Genomic DNA, 19,692 nt, shown 5'->3' on the forward strand with positions numbered 1-19,692 from the left:
TTTCACTCATTTGCAACAAACATAGATAAGCATGTGTAAAGAAACGAGTTTCTTTTTAATATCCTTTTTTACAAATAAAAACTATGTTTCTATGTGTTTAATAAAATACTCATTTTATAAATTTAAAGTAAATTATGAAAAAGATAGTATTAGTATGCAGCTTGATCCTAATGGTTAGTGTAACACTGGCTCAGGATAAACCAAAAGACATGAAAGTATTAAGAGATTCTATCTTTACAGTCATGAAACTAAGCAAAGTAAACAGACAAAAAATGCACGATTTAATTGCCGAAAATGGCAAAGGTCAAAAAGCGATTAAAGACGATCCGGCACTTTTTTATGATCAGAGACAAGAGAAACTAGAAGCCTGGAAAAAAGAAATAACAACCAAAGAAAAAGCAATTCTAACACCGGAACAATTTCAAATATGGAGAGATTTTGGAAAATCTTTAAATAAACCTAAATTATAATACCGTTAGAACATAAATAAAAGGATTATTTTTTTTTTAGAAAATTAATCATTTTTTGGACATTAATGCAGAACTTGCCGTTCTGCATTAATTGTTTCCGGGAGAAGATAAAATAATAGTAAAATTAGCATTATGAATACCATAAACGATACACCAATATCACAATCATACGCAATCGGGATAGATATTGGCGGCACTTCACTGAAATGCGGTGTTGTCAACGAACTTGGAGAAATCTTGTTTTCATTTATAGTTTCCCTTAAAGAAGCAAAAACCGAAGAAGAGATAATAAACTTAATTGTTAAGGCGATTACGCAATGCACAGATGAATTAAACGAACCTATTGTAGGCATTGGTATTGGTTTTCCGGGTTTAATCGAAAATGATGTAATTGTGGGTGGTGGCGTTAATCTTCCCGGTTTTGAACAATTGCCATTAGGAAAAATTCTAAATGACCTGTCAGGACATAATGTAGTAATTGATAATGACGCCAACTTAATGGGACTTGCCGAAGTAATCTATGGCGCGGCAAAAGACAGTGAAGATGCTATATTCCTAACGATTGGCACAGGAATTGGCGGTGCGATCATGATCAATAAAAAACTTTTTGGCGGTTACCACAATCGTGGCGCCGAATTAGGACACACCGTAATTCAGTACAATGGAATTCAATGTGCCTGTGGCGGACGCGGCTGTTTAGAAACATACGCTTCTGTTACCGCATTAATAGCATACTACAAATCTCAAAATAAAACAGCCAAAGAACATATCGACGGAAAAACCATTATCGAAAAGTATCTTGCCGGCGAAGACCATGCAGTAAATGCAATGGAACATCACTTTGATTATTTAGCAGCCGGAATCGTTAATTGCGTGAACATTTTTAGTCCGCAGAAAGTCATAATTGGCGGTGGAATCAGCGAAGCAGGTCAGTTTTATATTGATGAATTGACAAAAAGAGTTAAAAAGACCGCAATTCCGGTTTCTTTCTCCAATACAAAAATTGTAGCGGCTAGTTTAGGCAACAAAGCCGGTTTATTAGGTGCTTGCGCCAATGCTTTTCAGAAATTTAAAAAGACGGAATACGCGAAATTGTAAAATCTCCCAATCCCGATGGTTATCGGGATTGGGAGATAAAAAAAACCTGCATAAAAAAAACTTCGCGCCCCTTGCGTAACTCTTCGCGAACTTCGCGAAATCCCACAAATTCAAAGAATTAAAGGCTTTTAGATAAATTTAATATCATTTTACACAAATTCAAAACCGTATAAGCACATTGATTACTAAATTCGTTTTGCATTTATGAGTGTATAAATCAAAAACCAATCTATTAAAACAGGTCGATATGATCATTCAAAAAAAAATATACTTTATATGGCTTTTCGTGGTATTGCATATTCCGTTTTTAAGTAATTCGCAAACCGCTGAACGCCCCAATATTCTGATCATCATGACCGATCAGCAGACTGCTGATGCAATGAGTATTGCAGGAAACAAAAACCTGCATACACCTGCAATGGATAAACTGGCACAAAACGGAGTCAGGTTTACCAAAGCGTATTGCGCACAACCCTTGTGTACTCCTTCCCGCTCCGCTATAATGAGCGGAAAAATGCCTTTCGAAAATGGTTTTATTGGAAACGCTCCGGAAAAGGACGGTCAATGGCCGGATGATCTGTTGATGATGGGGAAAATTTTCCAAAACGGAGGTTATAAAACCGGTTATGTAGGCAAATGGCACTTACCCGTTCCCACTTCCAAAAAAAGCCAGCATGGTTTTGAATATATCGAAAATACCGCCTTTCAGGATTATAATGATGCTGCGACACCGTCTTTCTGTGCTCGCTTTATCAAAGAGAATAAAAACACCCCTTTTTTATTGGTCGCCTCCTTTTTGAATCCACATGATATTTGCGAATGGGCACGCGGAGAAGATTTAAAAATGGATGTATTAGAAAATGCACCACCTGCAGATCAATGTCCGACCTTGCCTGCCAACTGGAAAATCCCGGAATACGAACCTAAAATTGTACGCGAACAGCAAAAAGTAAGTTTCAGAACCTATCCCACCGTCAACTGGACTCCGGATCAATGGCGCCAATACCGCTGGGCCTATAATCGTCTGGTAGAAAAAGTAGACGGTTATATCGAAATGGTTTTGGCTTCTTTAAAGAAATACAATATCGAAAAAAATACCATCATTATTTTTACAGCAGATCACGGTGACGGATACGCAGGTCACAGTTGGAATCAGAAACAAATATTATACGAAGAATCAGCCAAAATACCTTTTATCATATCTAAAATAGGCGAATGGAAACCACGCACAGATGATTTGTTAGTTTGTAATGGTACCGATATTATCCCTACAATCTGCGGATTTACAGCAATCCCAAAACCAAATTATTTAAAAGGAATTGACATTAGTAAAAAAATAGAAAATCCCGCCCTAAAATTACGTGATACATTGGTAATCGAAACCGATTTTGCAGATAACGAAGAGCTTCTAAACATTAGCGGACGTGCCGTAATTACTCAAGATTATAAATATATCGTATACAACAAGGGAGATTTAAAAGAACAGCTCTTCAATCTATCGACAGATCCGGGCGAGATCACGAATCTGGCCGTAAATAAAGCCTATAAAAAAGAATTAACTGCTATGCGCCGCTATCTTAAAAAGTGGTGTAAAACAAATGGAGATTCTTTTGAATCAGGATTATAATTGGGCTAACGAAATGATTTTATGAAAAAAACATATACAATAATACTATCTATTTTGGCACTTTCTGTTTTCAGTCAGCAGCAACCTGCCACAATAAAATTAACAGCAGAAAAACTGCATTCAAGAGTCCGTGAATGGCCTTATCCTGTAAACGGAATTACAGTTCCTACCAATGCTCCCGCCTTATTATGGCCTGCAACCAATGGAAAAGAAATGGTAAAACCAATGGAAAGCGGCAGTGAAGTTACCGAAGATCCAAATATTGGTAATGTGCACTACAAAGTAATGCTGGCCAGCGATAAAAACTTCGGCAATGATTTGATAACAAGTGCTGAACAGCGCTGGGCCGTTTACCCATTGCACCAATCCTTAAAAGCCGGAAAATGGTACTGGAAATACGGTTACGCCCTAAAAGACAGCAATCAATGGACATGGTCTCCGATCTACGATTTTGTAGTTGACGCCAAATATAACAATGAAAAAGTATCACCGCCAATAAGCGAGGTTTTAAAACGCAACGAAGGAGCACATCCGCTTTTATGGGATATGGACAGTATTGGCGAAGATTTTTATAAAAACAATCTGGATAATCCCGAAGCTAAAAAATTTATCGCTTACGCGGAAAAACTAATTCTGGCACCGCTCCCAACAGAAAAACCCCAAAGAGTAATTGATACTACAGGCAAAAATAAATTAGAAAAAAAGATTATTGTAGAAAGAATGTACCATGGTTTTGGTGATGCTGTTGGGACTCCTGTTCGTAATTTATGCATCGCCTATCAACTGACCAAAGACGAACGTTTTATTCAGGACGCTAAACGCAGAGCCTTAAACATTGCCGCCATGAACCCAAACGGATTGGCTACAGGCGACGATTTTACAAGCGGTGCTGTACTCGAAGCTTTGGGCTGGTTTTATGATGCAGGATATCAATTTTTAACACCACAGGAAAAAGAAACATTCAAAAATATCATTACCATCAGGGCGAAACGCGTTTACAATCATTTGCCTAACCGTTTTGAATTGCATGTAAGCGATAATCACGTTTGGCAAATTACACTACGAAATCTTGCGATAGCTACAGTAGCCGTAATTAATGATGTTCCAGAAGCCAAAGAATGGCTTACGTATATGTACGAAGTCTGGTCGGCACGTTTTCCGGTTCTGGGCACTACAGATGGCGGCTGGCATGAAGGAAACGGCTATTTTAGAGTCAACTTTAAGTCGATTGTTTATTTATCACAAATGTTTGGTGATTTTAGCGGAGTTGATTACTTCAAATTACCGTGGATGCAAAATCTTCCGTATTATATGCTGTACACACACCCAAACGGAGCTGCAAGTACTGCAATTGGCGACATGTGGGAGAACATTCCGTACATCGTAAAAGGCGAAGCCTGGTTTGCAGATGCCCTGACTTATAAAATGAATAATCCGTGCTTAAACTGGTATGTGGGCGAAATAAAAAGAGATTATCCTGCCTATTATCACGGTACAGATGATTTCTTATTCTTTAGATTATTAAACTATAAACCCAACAGAAATTTGCCTGCAAATTCTCCTACTGACTTGCCTAAAACCCGCAAATTTGGAGATGTTGGTGTAGTAGCCATGCACGAAGATTTGGCTCATGGCGATAAAACCCTGAGCAGTTATTTGTTCAGCAGTCCATTTGGTTCTTCGGGGCACGGACATGCTTCGCAGAATGCTTTTACCATCAATTACAAAGGAAAAGTAATTTTTGGAGGAACGGGTTATTATAGCAATTTTAGCGACAAGCACAATCTTTTATACTATAGAACATCAAAAGCTTACAACACCATTTTAGCCGATAGTTTAAATCAAAAATTGGGTGAAGAAGGTTACGGATGGATTCCGAGAGCTATTTCAGGAAAACACATTCAATATGCTTTGGGAGATGCCAGTAATGCTTACGGAGAAATTAAAAGCGAATTTTGGCTTGACAGATTCAAACAGATTAATGTTGTGCCGAATAAAGCCAATGGTTACGGAGATTCAGGAGTAACTTTATACCGCAGACATATGCTGCAATTAGAAGGCGGATATATTGTTTTGTATGATGAACTGGAAGCTAAAAATCCTGTAAAATGGACCACTCAGTTCCACTGCCCGTATTATACGATCGAAGGAGAAAATTCGGTGAAAGCCAAACAACAAAACTTCATTGTAAAAACAGACTTAGGAAATGTCAATGCAAGTGTATTTGCGAATAGTCCGCTAAAAATGGCAGTACATAACCAATTCTACGAAGCTGCCGTTAACTGGAATAAAGTCACCAATGATGAAGGTCAGATTAAAGAATTTAAAGACCAATGGCACGCCGGAATTACTTCTGAAGCGAAACAAAAATTCAGGTTTCTAACCATTATTCAGATTAAAGATGGAAAAACAGAAGTCATCAAAACTATCGCAAACAACAATGGTTTATCGCATTTACAAGTTGGAGATTGGGATATTCAGGTGCAGTTAGACGGAGAAAAACCTGTCGCTTTACAAGTTTCAGGAAAAGCGGTAAAATCGCTATTTAGCTATGGTAATCTGCCTGTTACATTTCAAGGAAAAGCCTATTCACCTAAAATTGAAGGAAGTTCAGTATTGTTAGAATCAGAAGGTACTAAAGTAAATAAACAAGAAGCTATAGACGAATTGCCGGATGTGGCCAAATATGACAAAAATTAAAACAAATAAGATGTTTGCTTTTTCTTTAAATTAGATGTTGTTTAAACACATAGAAACATCAATTTTAAATGCTAAAAGAATGCAAAAAAGAAATACATTTCTTTCACATAGTCAATTATGTGCATTTACAATAAGTGAAACGCTTTTTTTAGTTACCAAAAAGCTATCATTCTATTTTAAAACAGAAATAAGCATAAATAAAACCATTATAATACCACTTTCATGAAGAAAACGATTGCCATTATTGCGTTTTTCTACATTTTTCTTTTTGCAGCCAAAAGCCATGCACAAGTTCAGGATCGATATTTTCGTAATATTTCGGTAGATAAAGGCTTGTCGCAAAGTTCAGTCTTTGCCATTCAGCAGGATACTTTGGGCTTTATCTGGATTGGAACCCAGGACGGATTAAATCGTTACGACAGCAAGGGTTTCAAAGTGTATCGGCCAGTAAAAAATGTAAAAAACAGCCTGCAGTCGTATTACATCCGCAGTTTATTTACGGATCATAAAGAGCAATTATGGGTGGGCGGCAATCAGGGAATAAGCGTTTACAATTATAATACGGATAGTTTTACCAATTATCCGCTTCCGCGAAATATAGGCGAATGGTATATCTCCTCTATAACCGAAGACAAAGAGCATAGAATCTGGGCAAGTTCTATTGCGGGCGATGTTTTTATGCTGGATCCAAAAGAGGAAAAATTTACGGCCGTAAAGTTCAATGCTTCTTCACATGAAATCAAAAAAATAGCGTATATCGGACTTTGGCAGCAGCAAATTATTCTGGGAACCGATGTTGGGCTTTTCAAACTCAATCCAAAAACGCATCAGCTGGCTAAAATTAATTTAGGAGTAAAAAAAACCTATATCAATGATGTTTACATAGATCGTAAAAAATTATGGGTCGCTACCGAAGGCCAGGGCGTGATTCAGTACAATGCTGAAAACGGACAGACTACTTCCCTGCTTCATAGCACCGGAAACAATAGCATTGCCGATAATAATATTAGATGTGTTGGAAAAGATACCGAGGGAAATATCTGGCTGGGAACCTTTAAGGGATTGACTATTTTCAATCCAGACAACAATTCTTTTACCAATTATTACCATCAAATCTCTCAGCCCTATACTATTAGTCAAAACTCTGTTCGCTGCTTTTTTAAAGACAAACAAAACGGAATCTGGTTAGGAACCTATTATGGCGGTTTAAACTACTATCATAAAAACGATATCAAGTTCAATTTGCTAAGTCAAAACTCAGGAAAACCTTCTTTAAACGATGAAGTAATTGGCGTGATTAAACAAGATGTTAAAGGAAATTTCTGGATTGGAAGCAACGATAAAGGCCTAAATTACTGGAATAAAAACGCTAACACGATTACCTATTATTCGAACAGTGAAAATAATCCAAACAGTTTAAGTTCAAACAACATTAAAGCCATTGCATTCGATGATAACGGGAATGTTTTAATTGGTACGCACAACGGCGGATTGAATTTACTGAACCCTAACAGTGGTTCTCTTCAGCGTTTTCGACATGACGAAAACAATCCCAACACAATTGCCGGAGATTTGGTTTACAGCTTATTAAAAGATTCTAAAGGACGTATCTGGGTAGGTACCCGATCAGGATTAGACCAGTTTCATCCCGAAACCAAAACCTTTACGCACATTCACTTAGACAAGGCCGGAAAGCGCCTGACATCAGACGATATTACGTTTTTGTTTGAAGACAGCAAACATCGAATCTGGATTGGAACCACAAACGGCGTAACACTGTTTTATCCTGATACACAATTATTTGGAAACATCGGACACGGAAAATTGAGCGACGATATTATAAACTGTATTACCGAAGATCAAAAACACCGAATCTGGCTTGGTACCAGAGAAGGTTTACGATTATATGATGAAGCCCAGGAATCATTCATTAGCTTTAAAACCGGAAAAGATTTCGTTAAGGAAACGATTTACGGAATTGTTCCGGATGATGACGGAAACCTCTGGATATCAACCAACAGCGGACTGATCAAATTTAATCCTGATAAAGATGCTATGCAGACTTTTGACGAAAGCGACGGTTTACAGAACAAGCAATTCAACGATTATGCTTTCTATAAAGCAAAAGACGGCATGCTGCTTTTTGGAGGTATAAAAGGGATTTCATATTTCTATCCGTCGATGATTAAACAGCAGCCGCTTCCTTTAAAACTAAGTTTTACAGGTTTAGAAGTTTTAAATAAAAACGTTGCGGTGGCAGATGAAACGGACATTCTGGAGGAACATATCGACCAGACAAACGAACTGGAAATTGGACCGGAATACAAACAATTCAGTATCTTTTTTAATACCTTCAATTATATTTCATCGAACCGGACGTACTACTATTATAAGCTGGAAGGAATCGATAAAGACTGGCAGCGTACTGATGAACTAAAGGTGAGCTACAGTAATTTACCTGCAGGAAAATACTATTTCCAAATCAAGGCAATTGGTCCAAATGGCGAAACAAGTGCGGTGCGAAATTTAAAGATCAGCATACTCCCGCCCTGGTACAAAACAATTTGGTTTTCTTTGTTATTACTGGCCATTATCAGTACCGCAATATACATTGGTTTTCAAATCATAAAAGGACGAATAAAAGCCGTTGAGCAATTAAAATTAGAACGAATTGACAAAGAAAGAGTGAGCTATATCAATCAGGTAAAAATGGATTTTTTTACTAATGTATCGCATGAACTAAGAACGCCTTTAACACTGATTTTAGCTCCTTTAGAAGAGTTATTAAAAATGCCTTTTGCAGATAAAATCTCTAAAAAGAAACATGAATTAATGTTCATCAATGCAAAAAGGCTTTACAATTTGGTCGATCAGTTATTTGAGTTCAGAAAAACCGAAATGGGAACCCGTCAGCTTAAAGTGGGCAAAGGTGATATCGTGAGTTTTACAGAGGAAATCTTCGAATCGTTTAAACCTCTTTCTGAGAAAAACAGCATTCATTACACCTACCATTCCGAAGAATCACAGCTGTTATTTTATTTTGATAAAGACGCCATGGAAAAGATTTTATTCAATCTTTTATCCAATGCATTTAAATATACCAAAACCGGTCAAAGCATTCATGTCGAATTAGTAAAGAAAAACGATACTGTACAAATAAAGGTCGCCGACACGGGGGTCGGAATTAGCAAAGACGATCTCTCAAAAGTTTTTGATCGTTTTTATCAGGTAAACAACCGTGAGATGAATTTGGGTTCCGGTGTGGGATTGGCCTTTACAAAACGTTTGGTCGAATTGCATCACGGCGAAATTACAGCCGAAAGTACCATGCAGGAAGGAAGTATTTTTACTGTAACCATTCCGGTTTCAGATCATATTTATAAAAACGATCAGCATGTAGAAGAGTCTGCTTATAATTTGTCGATCATATCGGATAATGAACTGGAAACAGACGATTCTTTATTGCCTGAAGAAAATGAAATAACCGAAAGAGATCAGCCTATAAAACTTTTAATTGTAGACGATAATAAAGAAATTATAGATTATCTGCAGGATTACTTCAGCAAAGTTTATGATGTTACCGTGGCCTATGATGGTCAGATGGCTTTAGACCTTTTAGAAATTCAGCCTTTTGATCTTATTATCAGTGACGTCATGATGCCGGAGCTCGATGGTTTGCATTTTTGTAAAAAGGTAAAACAGAACATTAATACCTCGCACATTCCGCTAATGCTTTTGACAGCCAGAAACGAAACCAGCCAACAGCTAAAAGGATTGGAAATGGGTGCCGACGATTATATCACAAAACCATTTTCGACTCCGTTACTGGCCGCAAAAATTACAAATTTGCTGCGTTCCCGTAAACGCTTAAAAGAATATTATTCGGTAGGAAAAGAAATGGTTCCCGAGAATATCGCTTTTAATACGCTTGATGAAGAATTTTTAAAACAAGCCATTCAGATTGTCGAAGATCACCTGGCCGATTCTGAATTTTCAGTAGATCAATTCAGCAAAGAAATCGGAATGAGCCGCTCTAACCTTTACTTGAAGTTAAAGGCCATAACAGGCGAATCTGCAATGGATTTTATCAAAAGAATCCGATTTAAAAAAGCAGTTGAACTCATGCAGAGTAAACGCTATACCATTGCGCAAATCACATATATGTGCGGCTTTAATTCGCCATCGTATTTCTCTACCGCATTCAAGCAGCATTACGGTTGTATGCCGAGCGAATATTTAGCAAAACTGGAAAACACAGAAGAATAACTCAACTTAAACAACACAAATAAACTACTATACAATGAAAAACTACAGTCGTTCTTCTTAACGAAAATCTTTAAAAACTGAGCTTCTAAAAGGCTAAAATCAATACTGATTTATTATTCTGAAAAAGTATAATCTCGTACAAATGCAAAACTCATTTGGAATCGGGAAGCACAAGCTATGCCTTTTTTGAATGAATTTTAAAAAAAACACATTAAAAACAACAATTATTACCACTCATGAAATTAGTCAAAATTCACTTTTTACTGGCTTTTATTTTGCCTTTCACTCTTATAGCACAATCAAAAGCAATTGTAACCATTCAGAATAATTCGGCTTTAAACCGAAAAGAATCGGTCATAGCCATAAAATGGACAACCGTGCTTTCCTCCTATTCACAAATCGATACGGCCAATTTTGTGGTGATTGACAGCATTACCAAAAAGCAACTTCCTTTTCAGTTAGAACACAAAGGAAAAGCTGCAATTCAAAATCTATTGGTACAAGTTGATGTTAAAGCAAAAGCATCGCTCACACTTTCAATTCAAAAAGGAAAACCGGAAACGTTTGCAGCCAAAACCTATGCTCGCTTTGTTCCGGAACGATTGGATGATTTTGCCTGGGAAAATGACAAAATCGCCTTTCGCGCTTATGGGAAAGCATTAGAAAAAACCGAAGGAGACGCTTACGGTTATGATGTCTGGGTAAAAAGAACCAATAAATTAGTCTTAAACGACCGTTACAAACGAAACGATTATCATATCGATCATGGAGACGGATTAGATTATTATCATGTTGGTTATACATTAGGCGCCGGCAATATGGCTCCGTACGTAAAAGATACTATTCGTTATTCAGGAAATTATCATCAATGGAAAGTTCTAGACAATGGCCCGTTACGATCTACTTTTCAATTAAGTTACGATACCTGGAATGCAGGAGGAATAAAAGTGACCGCTGTAAAAACGATCTCGCTAGATGCCGGCTCGCAACTCAACCGAATTGAAAACATTTACACATTCAACGATAATAAACCCATGCCTGTTGTGGCTGGAATCATCAGACGTGAAAAGCAAGGCATAATTGGCTTAAACGAACAACAAGGAATTATGAGTTACTGGGAACCGACTTTTGACAAAGAAGGAACTACAGCTGTTGCAATAATATTAAGCACTCCGGCAGAAAAAATGTGGGTCGATAAAGAGCAGTTACTAACCCAAACTTCGGTTAGGAACAATGAACCGATCGTGTATTATTCCGGTGCTGCCTGGGACAAAGAGGGTCAGATAACCAACTCAAAACAATGGCAGGATTACTTAGACCATTTCAATCAGGAAATTCAAAATCCTTTGATTGTAATTGTAAAATAAAAGGCTAACTATAGTATTAATAAATAAAAACATAGAGTCTGTAACTTCAAATAGTTATTTAAGTTATTTAAAACATACAAAGTGAGACTAAGTGAAAGAAAATATTTCTTTTTAATATCCTTTCATAGTACCAGAACCTATGTTTCTATGTATTTCAATAATTACATCATCTAAAAAAAATCAAGATTACTAATAACCAAAAACTTAAAAAAATGTCAACTAACTTATTTGATTTAACAGGAAAAACAGCCCTTATTACAGGAGGAGTTCATGGTCTGGGAATGGCAATGGCCAAAGGACTTGGACATGCTGGTGCAAAAATTGTAGTAAACGATCACTCGTCGCAGGAAGCTGTAGACAATGCCATAGCCGAATACAAAGCTGAAGGAATCGAAGCTTACGGATATCTATTTGACGTAACCAATGAAGCTGCTGTAATTGCTACAATCAACAAAATAGAAGCTGAAGTTGGCCCAATAGATATTTTAATTAATAATGCCGGAATCATCAAAAGAACGCCTATTATAGAAATGGAGGTTGCCGATTTTGAAGCTGTAATCAAAGTAGATCTAACAGGCCCTTTTATTGTATCAAAAAATGTGGCAAAAGGAATGATCGAACGCGGTGGAGGAAAAATTATTAACATGTGCTCGATGATGAGCGAATTGGGAAGAGACTCTGTAAGCGCCTATGCATCAGCAAAAGGCGGACTAAAAATGCTAACCAAAAACATGGCTACGGAATGGGCCAAATTTAATATTCAGACGAACGGAATTGGTCCCGGTTATTTTGCTACAAGCCAGACCGCTCCTATTCGTGTAAACGGACACCCATTTAATGATTTTATTATGGGCAGAACACCCGCAGGACGTTGGGGAGACCCGGATGATCTGCAAGGTGCGGCTATCTTTTTAAGTTCTAAAGCAAGCGATTTTGTAAACGGACACATCGTGTATGTCGATGGCGGAATTTTGGCTACCATAGGAAAACCTTCTAACGAGTAACACTTTTTAAACACATAGCTCTCAATAGCTTTCAGAATAAAAAGCAGAAAAGATTAAAAAAATCTGCTAAATCTGCTAAATCTGCGTGAAAAATAAAAACACAAAGTATTAAAGATCTATTGACATATAAAAAAATGAAATTAAAATGATAAAAAGTACCCTAGATAAAGCAACAGGATTCGAGAAACGATTTGAAAACATTAATACCGTTGTTTTCGAAAATTCTTCTGAGGCTTCAAAAGCAGTTGCTCAGGAAATTGCAGCTTTAATACAATCCAAACAAAAAGAAAACAAACCTTGTATTTTAGGTCTGGCAACAGGCTCTTCTCCTAAAGGATTGTATGCAGAACTAGTTCGTTTACATAAAGAAGAAGGATTAAGTTTTAAAAATGTCATCACCTTCAACTTAGACGAATATTACCCGATGGAACCGGATTCTATCAACAGCTACGTTCGATTTATGAAAGAACTGCTCTTGGATCAGGTTGATATTTTACCGGAGAATTATCATATTCCCGACGGAACTTTATCCAAAGAAGAAATTGCCGATTATTGTCATAATTATGAAGCTAAAATTGAAGCGTTGGGCGGTATCGATTTACAAATTCTTGGAATTGGCGGTAACGGACATATTGGTTTTAATGAATCTGGTTCGCTTCAAAACTCCAAAACTCGTTTAGTCGCCTTAGATCATATTACCAGAGTCGCAGCAAGCGGTGATTTTTCGGGATTGAGCAATACACCAAGAACTGCTATTACGCTTGGAGTGAAAAAGATTATGGAAGCCAAACAGGTTATTTTAATGGCCTGGGGAGAAGGAAAATCGAATATCATCAAAAAATCGGTTGAAGGAGAAGTGACAAATCAAATTCCAGCTTCTTTTTTGCAGGAACACAACAATGCCGTTTTTGTTTTGGATAAAGAAGCATCATCTCAACTAACCAGAATCAACAGACCTTGGCTGGTAGAAAAAATTGTCTGGACGGATAAATTAATCCGAAAAGCTGTTTTAGGATTGGCATTAGAATTAAAAAAGCCCATTTTAATGCTGACCGATGCTGATTATATCGAAAACGGAATGAGCGATTTGCTGGCAGATTCCGGTCCGGCTTACGACATCAACATTAAAATATTCAATAAATTACAAAATACCATTACAGGCTGGCCGGGCGGAAAACCAAATGCTGACGATACCAATCGCCCTGAAAGAGCAGAACCGGCCAAAAAACGTGTACTAATTTTTAGTCCGCATCCTGATGATGATATTATCAGCATGGGTGGTACTTTTATGCGCCTGCAACAACAAGGTCATGAAGTGCATGTGGCGTACCAAACTTCAGGAAACATTGCCGTTGCCGATGATGAGGCTTTGCGATTTGCCAGTTTTGTGATTGATTATAATGCTAAATTTGGAATAAAAAGTCCTGAAGCCGAGGATATTTATAAAAAAGCAGTCACCTTTTTAAAGAACAAAAAAGCCAGCGAAATTGATATTCCGGAAGTGCGATACCTAAAAGGGTTGATTCGAAAAGGAGAAGCCCGTTCAACCAGTTATTTTGTGGGTCTGCCGGATGAACAGATTCATTTTATGGAATTGCCTTTTTATGAAACCGGAACTATCGAGAAAAAACCTTTAGGTAAAGAAGACATTCAGCTTACAATGGATTTGATCAAAAAAATAAAACCTCATCAAATTTATGCAGCAGGAGATCTGGCCGATCCGCACGGAACGCATAAAGTTTGTCTGGACGCTGTTTTTGAAGCCGTAAAAGCATTAAAACCAAAAGCTTTTATGAATGACTGCTGGTTATGGCTGTACCGCGGAGCCTGGCAGGAATGGGGAATTGACGAAGTCGAAATGGCAGTACCCATGAGCCCTGATCAGGTTTTGGAAAAACGCCACGGAATTTTCAAACATCAATCTCAAAAAGATGGTGTTGTTTTTCAGGGAACTGATGCGAGAGAATTTTGGCAGAGAGCCGAAGACCGAAACAGTGAAACAGCTGAATTGTATAATCAGTTAGGTTTGTCTCGTTATGCTGCCATGGAAGCTTTTGTAAGGTGGGAGTTTTAATCCTGTAGGATCACTTAGAAAAAAACGCTAATCCTTCTGAATTAGCGTTTTTTTTTATGCCTTTTTATTACAATTCAATCCTTTATTTTGCAATCAAATTATTAGTTGGAAGTGTAATATTTTTTATAAAGATTAGTCCATCGTACATTTCTGAAAACTTTTTTTCATACAAATGGTTCTTTTTGGGATCGAAACCTCCTCCACCTGCAACTATTTGTTTCGATTTCTTTTTGAAGAAATCCGAAGAACTGCCCTCTAAAGCTTTAGACATATCTATAAAGTAAATTTCGTCCTTTGCTTCAATAAGTGTTTCGGCATAAGTTTTGGCATATGGTTTATTTAACTCCACTTTTTTCCAACTGGGTTTTTCATCTTTATCGGAAAAATAACCCGCTTGGGTACCTTTGCCAAAATCAAACCCTACACTATAATAATCATTTTTATAATAATCCTTCAAATGTTTTCCCAGATTATAAATCTTTCGGGTACTGTAATTTCCAGCTTTTAAATTATTAATATGCTCGTTATGAGCCCAAATAAAAGCTTTTCCGTTTTTTGACTTATTTTTTATTATCCATTTAGCATTTTCAAACATTTTCAAATCTCTATCCTGAGAATAATGATTTTGTACGTAATACGTGTATTGTGATAAATAATTTAAAGCTCTTATTGCTGAATCGAACTCATCCCTATTCTCGTCTTTAATGCCTTTTCTAAAATCGAGTAAAATACTCTTAATTTCATTTAGCTTTGGAGTCTGAATGTCTGCCCAATTAGTTGATTCGCCGTAAGTAACTTTTTTCTCTACACAATTGTCCACTACTAAAAGAAGTTCTTCGCTTACAGGAATGGTATACTTTTTTACTAAACCACGTATTTCCAAATTGATGTTTCGCACCACTTGTATGTCCATACCATAAAATCGAATTTGTTCGTCCTTAGGCTTATTAAGATTATAATTTCTCATCCATTGCAAGAGATTCACCACTTCTTTGCAATACCAAAATCCGATGCTGAAATTTTGAGCAATAGTTTCTGCTTTACCATTTCCTCCGCTAATCCATTCGTTTATTCCAGCTTCTGAAGTGTAGGAATCCTCCATAATAAACACTTTTACATTTTGGGTTTCAACCAAATATTTGAAAAATTTTGCCTTTAAATCAAAAAATTCTTTTCCTTGGTGTGTCGTTTCTCCGAATCCGAAAATTTTTGCATCAGCAAACTTCTGCGGAATGTTATTATTGAATATCGAAAGGTTGGTATCTGGATTTGCATCTTCAATTTTGATTGCGTTTTCATTAATCCAGCTTACAGCCGTATTATTCTGGGCATATGTTTGAAATAATAGAAAAAATGAAATGGCTGAAATAAATATTCTCATCTGTATATGTTTGTTTCAAATATATTATATTTTCCCTACAAATCACTACAAGACTTTTTCCATAAACGTAATCTGACATATAATATTTGGACTTGAACCCGGATTGATCAAAAAAAGCCGCCTAAAATTAATTTAGACGGCTTAATTAAATACAATTAACTACTCAGGCAATTAAAATGATATAATTAAGATTTGAAATAATTTACTACAAGTTATTTTTTTATTATTTCAAAGGATAAGGTTTGTTTTAATCTATGCCGCCTTTACCTTTGGATACAATTTTATAATTAATCCCTTTAAGCGGTTTTTATAATCCTCTATCAGCCATTCTTTATAGTTTTTACTGGCATTATCAAGACACTTAACATACTGTTTTACGCGCCATTCTATTTCAGGCTGTAATAATTCTGCCAAAGAAATGGCCTGCGATAATGTGTGGGCATTATCCATACACATCTTTGCCTGTTGTCTAACCGATTGCTGAATAACGGTTTTTGGCTTTTTATCAGTATCAATAGCCTCCTGATAATTTCCTTCGACATCAAAAGTCATTTCCAGAGTATTGGGAAACTGAGCTCTTAATTCAGCGGGCAAAGCATGCGAATGCACAGATGTTCCGCCATTAGAATGATGATGCAGCTGTTTGGCAAAATCATCAGGATGCTCAAAAACATATTTCCAGTCCACAGGTTCTTCCCATGGTCCAAAACGCTGTATATTATTGCCCAGATCTGTAATTCCAAAAGTTTTTTTAGACGGAAGTTTTCTTGCTCCGCGCCCAATCATTTGATGGTATAGCGTTATAGAAGTCGTAGCACGATTTAGAATCACATGCTGCACAGTAGGCTCATCAAATCCTGTTGTAAGGATGGAAACCGAAGTAAGAATAGCGCCTTTTGTTTTTTTAAACCATTTCAGAATTTTTTTTCGCTCATCATCCGATGTTTTATTATCAAGATGTTTTATAGCAAATCCGGCGGCGGTAAAAGTTTCATATACTCTAAGAGACGTTTCAATTCCGTTATTAAAAATAAGCGTTTTTTGCCCTTCTGCATTTTCTTTAAAGGCTTGCAGCAATAAATCCTGCATCGCTGCAGAACTATACAATTCATTAGAGGAACTTATGGTATAATCTCCATGTAATCCCGTTTTTAAAGAATTTAATTCTACTTCATAAACATACGATTGTGGTTTTGCCAGAAATCCATCTGAAATAAGTGCTGCAATATTTACGCCTGTAATTAAGGAGTTATAATGTTTCTTCATGGGTTTAGAAGTATCACAACTAAAAGGCGTGGCTGTAACACCAATTACCACCGCTTTCTTAAAACTGCTCATTAATTTCCTGAAAGAATTGTGATGCGCTTCATCTACGATAACAAGACCAACATTATTGGTTTTTATTTTTTTAGATTTAATTCTGTTTCGAAGCGTTTCTACCATTGCCACATAACAGTCACAATCAGGTTTAAAATTACCGCTTGTGCTGCTTATTATGAGATTTTTTACTCCAATATTTTTTAATGTAGTGGATGTTTGCGTGCATAATTCTTTACGATGTGTCAGAATAACAACCGTTTTGCCAAATCGCTCTATAAATCTTCTGGCTATTTCAGAAAACACAACTGTTTTACCGCCGCCAGTTGGCAATTGATATAAGAGTTTTGGAGCAGCAGAACTTTCCATCTGATCAAAAATAGTTTCAATATCTTTTTCCTGATAATCGTAGAAAGTATTTTTGGATTTTGTATTGATTTTCATCTTTTTTGGCATACTATAATTAAAGAATCAAATATTTATTTCTTGCTTAATCATCTGCCGGCAAAAGCTGTGATTCCATAAACTTGCCGGTAACAATTGTACCTTCTTCATCTTCCCATTGGGTAATAACATTTTCTATTAAGTCCGGCTCGAAATCAATAATTTTCATGATCTGATTACCAAACTCCTGCTGTACATTTTGACCTTTCTTAAACATAATTTTGATCATTAATAGTTAGTGAATAATTCTCTTTATTTCTAAAAACTGATCATTCAGCTTTAGTATGTTAAAAATAATTAAGCCTATGCGCAAATGATTTACAACATTATGTTGCTTTATTATATTATTATTTGATTGGCAATTTAAATTCGCTTATTAAGCAAAAAGGTATATCCTTTCGAATATACCTTTTTTAGATCTTTTTATTTTTACTTAAACCCAACTGAATTTAAATCATAAACTAATTGATTTTCATATCATATACCTTTGTTATGGTCATTAATTAAATTAAGCTTCTACTTCTACCCAACCTTCTAATTTTTCGAATATTGTCATTAATTTTGATGGGATTTTTTTCTCTTGTACTGTTGCAAGTTTAAGAATTGAAGTGATCTTCTCTTCTTCCCCGTTTTGAGTTAATTCTACCCAATCAGGATTAACAATCAAAGTTCTTCCTATTGCTGCCATAGAAACACCATATTCTACAACCTGATCAGCCATTGCAGGCGTTGTAATACCTCCCGCAACAAGAACAGGAACTCTGTTGTTTACATAATTGTTTAGTACAACCGATATCGGTTCGCTAGAAAATTCTGAATCAATTGCTTTTTGATTAACGGCATCCAGCAGAGAGAAATGTAAATAATCAATCTTTTCTTCAATCAACCTATCCATTAGAATAAACGTATCCGGAAGTCCATAAGTTTGTTGCGGAAATTCTTCAGGTGAAATTCTATACCCTATCAAAAAAGGACGATCAGCATATTTTGAAATTATACTTTTTACTGCTCTTAAAATTTCCAGGCTAAGTCGTAAACGATTTTCCAGTGAACCCCCCCATTGATCATTTCTGTTATTGAAAAAAGGCGATATAAAATTTTGAAGCAAAAATCCATGTGCCCCGTGAATCTCTACGCCATCAAAACCTGCTTCAATTGCTCTTCTGGTAGTTTCGGCAAATGCTTTGATGATTTCCAAAATTTCATTTTCACTCAATTCTTTTGGAAGATTTTCTTTTTCAAAAAGTACTATAGGTCCGCTTGACACTGCACTTGCACTTACCACTTCACCATTTGGAATAAGTCCGGGAATTGCTTTATTGCCTGCGTGAAAGATCTGTAAAATTGCCGGTGCTCCACCACTTTTTGCAGCATTCGCCAATTTCTTCAAACTGGGAAGAAAAGTATCATCATATCCTGCAAATTCGTGGGTAAAACCAATGCCATTTGCCGTAACGTGGGTACATCCTGTGATTACTAATCCAACACCATTTACTCTTTTCTTGTAATATTCAACTTCTTCATCAGATATAGTGAAGTCTTCATTAGATGCCCAAGTAGTCATAGGCGACATCACAATTCTATTTTTTAAACTAATTCCGTTCGCAAATAACAAGGGAGCAAACAGCTTTTTATATTTATTCATTACTTATTTTTTTATTAAACAGGCTGCAATTGCTGCACCTTCTTTGTTGACAATTATAAATGTTGTTAATTACTTAGATCGGTAAATAATCGGTTGTTCCGCCTGCATGAGCCAATTGAATAGCAGGAACACTTCCGGTACTTTTTATAAAAGATGCAATCTTAGCAAGCATTTCGATATGTCCATAATTCTGTTCTTAAACGTAACTGATTTGACAGTCAATGGGCTGAATAATTTTGACATTTTTGTTTTTATTTTTAAACACAAAGCTCCACTGAAAGCAATACGATGCTTCCAGT

12 protein-coding genes are annotated in these 19,692 nt (G+C 36.4%); 8 read left to right on the forward strand and 4 right to left on the reverse strand.

Features of this window, described 5'->3' with window-relative positions:
* Positions 1–134: 134 nt before the first annotated feature.
* The 8 genes from IRZ78_RS01055 to nagB all read left to right on the forward strand — a co-directional run bounded on the left by IRZ78_RS01055 (position 135) and on the right by nagB (position 14,606).
* On the forward strand, positions 135–470 hold the full coding sequence (locus tag IRZ78_RS01055) for a hypothetical protein (RefSeq protein WP_194614749.1): 336 nt from the start codon (positions 135–137) through the stop codon (positions 468–470).
* 132 nt (positions 471–602) lie between these two features.
* Positions 603–1,568: an ROK family protein gene (locus IRZ78_RS01060; protein ID WP_194614750.1), complete on the forward strand. Its 966-nt coding sequence runs from the start codon at positions 603–605 to the stop codon at positions 1,566–1,568.
* A 247-nt stretch (positions 1,569–1,815) separates the two neighbouring features.
* Positions 1,816–3,195 carry a sulfatase-like hydrolase/transferase gene (locus IRZ78_RS01065; protein WP_194614751.1) on the forward strand — a complete coding sequence of 460 codons (1,380 nt, stop codon included), beginning with the start codon at positions 1,816–1,818 and terminating at the stop codon, positions 3,193–3,195.
* 21 nt (positions 3,196–3,216) lie between these two features.
* Positions 3,217–5,895, forward strand: a complete 2,679-nt coding sequence (locus tag IRZ78_RS01070; RefSeq protein WP_194614752.1) for a DUF4962 domain-containing protein — start codon at positions 3,217–3,219, stop codon at positions 5,893–5,895.
* A 222-nt stretch (positions 5,896–6,117) separates the two neighbouring features.
* Positions 6,118–10,161, forward strand: a complete 4,044-nt coding sequence (locus tag IRZ78_RS01075) for a two-component regulator propeller domain-containing protein (protein WP_194614753.1) — start codon at positions 6,118–6,120, stop codon at positions 10,159–10,161.
* A gap of 236 nt (positions 10,162–10,397) precedes the next feature.
* Complete coding sequence (locus tag IRZ78_RS01080; RefSeq protein ID WP_194614754.1) at positions 10,398–11,528, forward strand: DUF4861 family protein; 1,131 nt, start codon at positions 10,398–10,400, stop codon at positions 11,526–11,528.
* 212 nt (positions 11,529–11,740) lie between these two features.
* On the forward strand, positions 11,741–12,532 hold the full coding sequence (locus IRZ78_RS01085; RefSeq protein ID WP_194614755.1) for a gluconate 5-dehydrogenase: 792 nt from the start codon (positions 11,741–11,743) through the stop codon (positions 12,530–12,532).
* Between the two features lie 145 nt (positions 12,533–12,677).
* Positions 12,678–14,606, forward strand: coding sequence for a glucosamine-6-phosphate deaminase (nagB, locus tag IRZ78_RS01090; RefSeq protein ID WP_194614756.1), 1,929 nt, complete (start codon positions 12,678–12,680; stop codon positions 14,604–14,606).
* An 82-nt stretch (positions 14,607–14,688) separates the two neighbouring features.
* Here nagB and IRZ78_RS01095 read toward each other — a convergent pair whose 3' ends face one another.
* From IRZ78_RS01095 to IRZ78_RS01110, 4 genes are all read right to left on the reverse strand, one after another.
* Positions 14,689–15,987, reverse strand: a complete 1,299-nt coding sequence (locus IRZ78_RS01095; protein WP_194614757.1) for an erythromycin esterase family protein — start codon at positions 15,985–15,987, stop codon at positions 14,689–14,691.
* A 252-nt stretch (positions 15,988–16,239) separates the two neighbouring features.
* Positions 16,240–17,748: a DEAD/DEAH box helicase gene (locus IRZ78_RS01100; RefSeq protein WP_228520313.1), complete on the reverse strand. Its 1,509-nt coding sequence runs from the start codon at positions 17,746–17,748 to the stop codon at positions 16,240–16,242.
* A gap of 46 nt (positions 17,749–17,794) precedes the next feature.
* On the reverse strand, positions 17,795–17,965 hold the full coding sequence (locus IRZ78_RS01105) for a hypothetical protein (protein ID WP_194614759.1): 171 nt from the start codon (positions 17,963–17,965) through the stop codon (positions 17,795–17,797).
* Between the two features lie 291 nt (positions 17,966–18,256).
* Positions 18,257–19,393, reverse strand: a complete 1,137-nt coding sequence (locus IRZ78_RS01110) for an NADH-dependent flavin oxidoreductase (RefSeq protein ID WP_194614760.1) — start codon at positions 19,391–19,393, stop codon at positions 18,257–18,259.
* Between the last annotated feature and the right edge of the window lie 299 nt (positions 19,394–19,692).

The sequence above is a fragment of the Flavobacterium sp. CSZ genome (genome assembly GCF_015350725.1).
Taxonomy (GTDB): domain Bacteria; phylum Bacteroidota; class Bacteroidia; order Flavobacteriales; family Flavobacteriaceae; genus Flavobacterium.